The sequence below is a fragment of the Arthrobacter sp. CAL618 genome (assembly GCF_000468215.1).
Taxonomy (GTDB): domain Bacteria; phylum Actinomycetota; class Actinomycetes; order Actinomycetales; family Micrococcaceae; genus Arthrobacter_D.
Window position 1 is genome coordinate 1 of record NZ_ASZW01000097.1, and the last position, 5,251, is coordinate 5,251.

Below are 5,251 nucleotides of genomic sequence, written 5' to 3' on the forward strand. Positions count from 1 at the left end.
CCCGCCACGAGAATCCCATCGGTATCGGCATACACGGTCCCTCCGGGGGTGAAGATGACCCCTCCAATCGCCACCGGCACGTCAATCTCACCGACGCCGTTCTTGACGCTCTTGCGGGGATTGCTGCCGAGTGCCTTCACGCCGAGGGGCAACCCAGCGAGCACCGCGCGGTCACGGATTGCACCGTTGATAATGACGCCGTTCCACCCGTTCTTCACCGCGATCTCCGCAATCATGTCTCCCATCAGCGCCCGCTCAAGTGAGCCACCGCCGTCGACGACGAGGACCGCGCCCGCACCAGGCGTGGAAAGGACCGACTTCAGCACCACGTTGTCGTGATAGCACTTCACGGTTCGTATCGGCCCGCTGAAAGCCTGCTCCCCTCCCAGATCCTGGAACTGGATTGAAACTGATTGAACGGTGTCTCCGAACTGGTCGTAGAGGTCCGCTGTGGATAGGTCCATGTTCTTCTCCTGATCGGTGGTTTGAGATTGTGAAAGATCAACCCGAGTGGGCCTCAAGAAAGCTGTACACCTCGGTCTCATCTACCCCGGGGAACGCGCCGGGCGGCATTGCGGCCAGCAGATGTGAGTGCGCCCGGGCGCTCGGCCAGGCGTGACCTGCCCAATTTTCAGCCAGCGACGACGGCGGACGCCGGCAGCACGCCTCATCCGGGCAAAAGGACTTCTCCCTCATGGTGGTGTCCCTGCCCCTGAACCACTTCACATGCGCATACGGCACCCCGATGCTCAACGAGAACTCCCCGCTCGCTGACCGTTCGGTCCGGGCCGTGCACCAGTAGGTGCCGCTGGGCGTATCCGTGTACTGGTTGTAGGCGCGGAATTTGTCAGCCACCTCAAACACCACCCGTGAAGTCCAGCGTTTACAGGAGGGCTGGCCTTCAATGGCACCCGTGTGGTCCTGGGGAAAGGTGACGCCGTCGTTCTCATAGGCTTTGTAGATGATCCCGCTCTCATGGGTCTTCTGAAAATGGGTGGGGATGCCCAGGTGCTCGGTGGCGAGGTTGGTGAACCTGTGCGCCGCAGTCTCATAGGACACGGCAAACGCGTCCCGGATATCCTCCACGGCAATCTCCTTCGCCGCTTTCGAGCGCTGCAGGAACTCCACCGCAGGCTTCTCCGGCAGCAAAAGTGCCGCGGCAAAGTAGTTGGTGGCCACGCGCTGCCTGAGGAACTCCCGATAATTTTCAGGCGTCTGGTGGTCCAGCACGTAATGCCCGAGCGCCTGCAGCAGCACCGAGCGCGGATCGTGGTCAGTGCGCTGGGACTGGGTCAGGTAAATTCTGCGGTTCTTCAAATCGGTGACAGAACGAGTTGAATGCGGCAGGTCGCCCACGTGATGGAGGGTGAACCCCAGATGGGCGGCGATGTCGGCAATCAGGTGCTGGGACATCGGCCCAGCGGTGTGCCCCACCGAATCCAGCACCCGTTGCGCCTCGGCCTCGAGTTCGGGGAAGTAATTGTTCTGTTTGCGCATCTCGCGCCGCAGCTCGGCGTTGGCCCGACGGGCCTCCTCCGGGGTGGCCACCTGCTCGTTGAGCCGGCGCTCCAACTCGCCCTGAAGGCCCACCAGCGATTCGAGTACCTCCATCGGCAGCCGTGAGGAGATCCGCACCTTCGGCAGCCCGAGCGCCCCGTATAGCGGGCCGCGCTGCGCCCGCTCCAGCTCGATCTCCAGTGCTGCCCTCCGGGTGGGAGGTTCCGCACCCAACAGCTGATCGATGCCTACCCCGAGGGCCGACGCGAGGCCCTGCAGCATCCCCAGCTTTGGTTCACGTTTGCCGTTTTCGATCAGCGACAGCTGCGACGCGACGGTGCCGACGACGGCGCCCAGGTCATCGAGCGTCATCCCCTTCGCTTTCCGGAGATGTCGGATCCGTCGGCCCAGGCTGATCGCGTCGAGGTCGTCCGGCGCGCCGGCGCCNCCCGCCTCAGCGGCTCCACCGGATTCTGGTCGGTTCCAGGTGGCTGGTTTGATCGGCATGTTGGTCATTTATTGAGGTTACGCGAAGAAGTGCGTTTTTTGCCAGCAGTTTCGGCTAGGCAAGGGGTTGAAATGAGAGAAAGGTTGGTTTTACGAAGCCAACGAACACTTCACGCACTCGAATCAACGGCTCAGGGAATTCAAAGGAGAATGCAATGACACAGGACCAGACCACCCCACAGGCAAACACCGCATCGACAGGCCAGAGCGCCGAAGGATCGGCCGAGCGGGAGCTGGAACTCGAGTGGTCGGCCAATTCCCGCTGGGATAACGTCACGCGCGACTACTCGGCGTCCGACGTCGTCCGCCTTCGCGGCCGGGTCCAGGAGGAGCACACCCTCGCCCGGCGCGGCGCCGAGAAGCTGTGGACGCAGCTGACCGAACAGGCCCGCACCGGTGAGTACACCCACTCGCTTGGCGCACTGACCGGTAATCAGGCGGTGCAGCAGGTCAAGGCGGGCCTGAAAGCAATTTACCTGTCCGGCTGGCAGGTCGCCGCCGACGCCAATAACTCCGGGCACACCTATCCGGACCAGTCACTGTACCCCGCCAACTCGGTGCCCACCGTGGTGCGCCGCATCAACAACGCACTGCTGCGTGCGGACCAGATCGACTTCGCCGAAGGGGTCCAGACGGTGGAGGACTATTTGGTTCCCATCATCGCCGACGCCGAGGCAGGCTTCGGCGGCCCACTCAACGCTTACGAGCTGATGAAATCGATGATCCAGGCCGGCGCTGCTGGCGTTCACTGGGAGGACCAGCTCGCTTCGGAGAAGAAGTGCGGGCACCTCGGCGGTAAGGTACTTATCCCGACCCAGCAGCACGTCCGCACCCTCAACGCCGCACGGCTCGCCGCCGACGTCGCTGGGACGCCGTCAGTAGTAATTGCTCGCACCGACGCCGAGGCCGCGACCCTCATCACTTCCGACGTCGACGAACGGGATCAGCCGTTCATCACCGGCGAGCGCACCTCCGAGGGCTTCTACAAGGTGCGCAACGGCCTCGAGGCGTGCATTGCCCGGGGACGGGCCTACGCGCCGTATGCGGATCTGCTGTGGATGGAAACCGGAACCCCCGACCTTGACCTGGCGCGCAAGTTTGCTGAGGGCATCAAGTCGGAGCACCCGGACCAGATGCTGGCGTACAACTGCTCGCCGTCGTTCAACTGGAAAAAGCACCTCGACGACGCAACGATCGCCAAGTTCCAGCGGGAGCTCGGCGCGATGGGGTTCACCTTCCAGTTCATCACCCTGGCAGGGTTCCACGCGCTCAACTACTCGATGTTCGACCTGGCCGAGGGCTACGCCCGCGACGGCATGAGCGCGTACGTCGAACTCCAGGAGCGCGAATTCGCTGCCGAGTCCCGGGGCTACACCGCCACCAAGCACCAGCGTGAGGTGGGAACCGGCTACTTCGACCAGGTTGCCACCGCCCTCAACCCCACGGGCAGCACCCTCGCCCTGGCCGGATCCACCGAGGCGCAGCAGTTCCACTAACCCCCGCTGCACGCCCCGCTCCACCCCGTCCCACACCCCCAACCCCGGCCCCCACCTAGGATGGCCGGGGCTGGGGGCGGGGCACCCACATTTTTCCAGGAGGCACACCATGAACAACCTGATCACCCTCAACGGCGTTACCCTGACGGCGCCGGCCGTGCGCCGCCAGGACGAAATCCTCACCCCGGAAGCCCTCGACTTTCTCCGGAAACTGCACCAGTCGACGGCCAGCCGCCGGCAGGAACTCCTACACCTGCGGCAACAGTCCCGCGCCAGGATCTCCAACGGCACCGATCCGCGTTTCCTCCCCGAGACCAAACACATTCGCGACGACGACGGCTGGCGGGTTGCGCCGGTCGCCCCGGGCCTGGAGGACCGCCGGGTGGAGATCACCGGACCCGTCGACCGGAAAATGACCATCAACGCCCTCAACTCAGGCGCCAAGGTGTGGCTTGCCGACATGGAGGACTCCTCCACTCCCAGCTGGTCCAATGTCATCAACGGGCAGCTCAACCTGCGCGACGCGCTGGCGGACCGCATTAGCTTCACCTCTCCGGAAGGGAAGGAATACCGGTTGGGAGAGGATCGGCCGACCATCGTGGTGCGCCCCCGCGGCTGGCACCTGCCCGAGAAGCACCTGCTGATCAACAACACCCCGATCGCCGGCGGCCTGGTCGACTTTGGATTGCATTTCTTCCACAACGCCCGGACGCTCATCGCCCAGGGCCGGGGCCCCTACTTCTACCTGCCGAAGATCGAGAACCATCTCGAGGCACGGCTCTGGAATGACATTTTCGTCCAGGCCCAGCAACTGTTGGGGCTGCCCCAGGGCACTATCCGCGCCACGGTGCTGATAGAAACGATCACCGCCGCGTTCGAAATGGAGGAAATTCTGTACGAACTGCGCGAACACGCCGCCGGTTTGAACGCTGGCAGGTGGGACTACATCTTCTCGGTGATCAAGAACTTCAGGACCCGCGGACCCCGCTTCGTCCTCCCCGACCGGTCCATGGTGACCATGACCGCGCCGTTCATGCGCTCCTACACGGAGCAGCTGGTGCGAATCTGCCACCGCCGGGGCGCCCACGCGATTGGCGGCATGTCGGCCAACATCCCGAACCGGCGAGACGAAGCAGCGAACGCCGTCGCACTGGAAAAGGTGAGGGCGGACAAGACCCGGGAAGCGAACGACGGTTTCGACGGTTCCTGGGTAGCCCACCCGGACCTGGTTCCGGTGGCGATGGAGGTGTTCGATGCCATCCTCGGCGAGCGGCCCAACCAGCTGACCAGGCTGCGCGACGACGTCCTCCCCGACGACAAGGCACTGCTCAACATCGCAGGCACCCCCGGGGTCATCACCGAGGCCGGGATCCGCGAGAACCTTGAGGTGGGCGTGAGGTACATCGAGTCGTGGTTGCGTGGCAACGGGGCTGCGGCGATCAACTCCCTGATGGAGGACGCTGCGACGGCCGAGATTTCGCGGTCTCAGATCTGGCAGTGGATCTACTCGGGCGCCGTCACCGACGACGGCGAGGCCATCACCCACGGGTGGGTCGCCGAGCTGCTGGAGGAGGAGTTCGCGGCGATGGAGCGTTTTGACGGCGACCGTTTCGACGACGCCCTGGCAATCTTCGAGGAGGTTGCCCTCGGTGAGGAATTCCCCACGTTCCTCACCGTCCCTGCCTACGCCCGCTACCTGCACGAGAACCGCGAGTTGGCGACGGTCTAGACCGATCCTCACCGCACCCCGC

General features: G+C 64.2%; 4 protein-coding genes. 2 read left to right on the forward strand and 2 right to left on the reverse strand.

What is annotated here, in order from left to right:
- Both rraA and K728_RS0106170 read right to left on the reverse strand, forming a co-directional pair.
- Nucleotides 1-464: ribonuclease E activity regulator RraA (gene rraA, locus K728_RS0106165; RefSeq protein WP_024476226.1), on the reverse strand; the 464-nt coding region annotated here is incomplete at its 3' end.
- A 37-nt stretch (nt 465-501) separates the two neighbouring features.
- Nucleotides 502-2,013: a helix-turn-helix domain-containing protein gene (locus K728_RS0106170; RefSeq protein ID WP_035747382.1), complete on the reverse strand. Its 1,512-nt coding sequence runs from the start codon at nt 2,011-2,013 to the stop codon at nt 502-504.
- 146 nt (nt 2,014-2,159) lie between these two features.
- Between K728_RS0106170 and aceA the strand changes: the two genes are divergently transcribed.
- Together aceA and aceB are read left to right on the forward strand one after the other, a co-directional pair.
- On the forward strand, nt 2,160-3,500 hold the full coding sequence (aceA, locus tag K728_RS0106175; protein WP_024476217.1) for an isocitrate lyase: 1,341 nt from the start codon (nt 2,160-2,162) through the stop codon (nt 3,498-3,500).
- Between the two features lie 109 nt (nt 3,501-3,609).
- Complete coding sequence (gene aceB / locus K728_RS0106180; RefSeq protein WP_024476218.1) at nt 3,610-5,229, forward strand: malate synthase A; 1,620 nt, start codon at nt 3,610-3,612, stop codon at nt 5,227-5,229.
- Nucleotides 5,230-5,251: the final 22 nt, after the last annotated feature.

Bases quoted from the DNA above. Each gene is read 5' to 3' on its own strand.
- aceA (WP_024476217.1), top strand. From the start codon at position 2,160: ATGACACAGGACCAGACCACCCCACAGGCAAACACCGCATCGACAGGC.
- aceB (WP_024476218.1), top strand. From the start codon at position 3,610: ATGAACAACCTGATCACCCTCAACGGCGTTACCCTGACGGCGCCGGCC.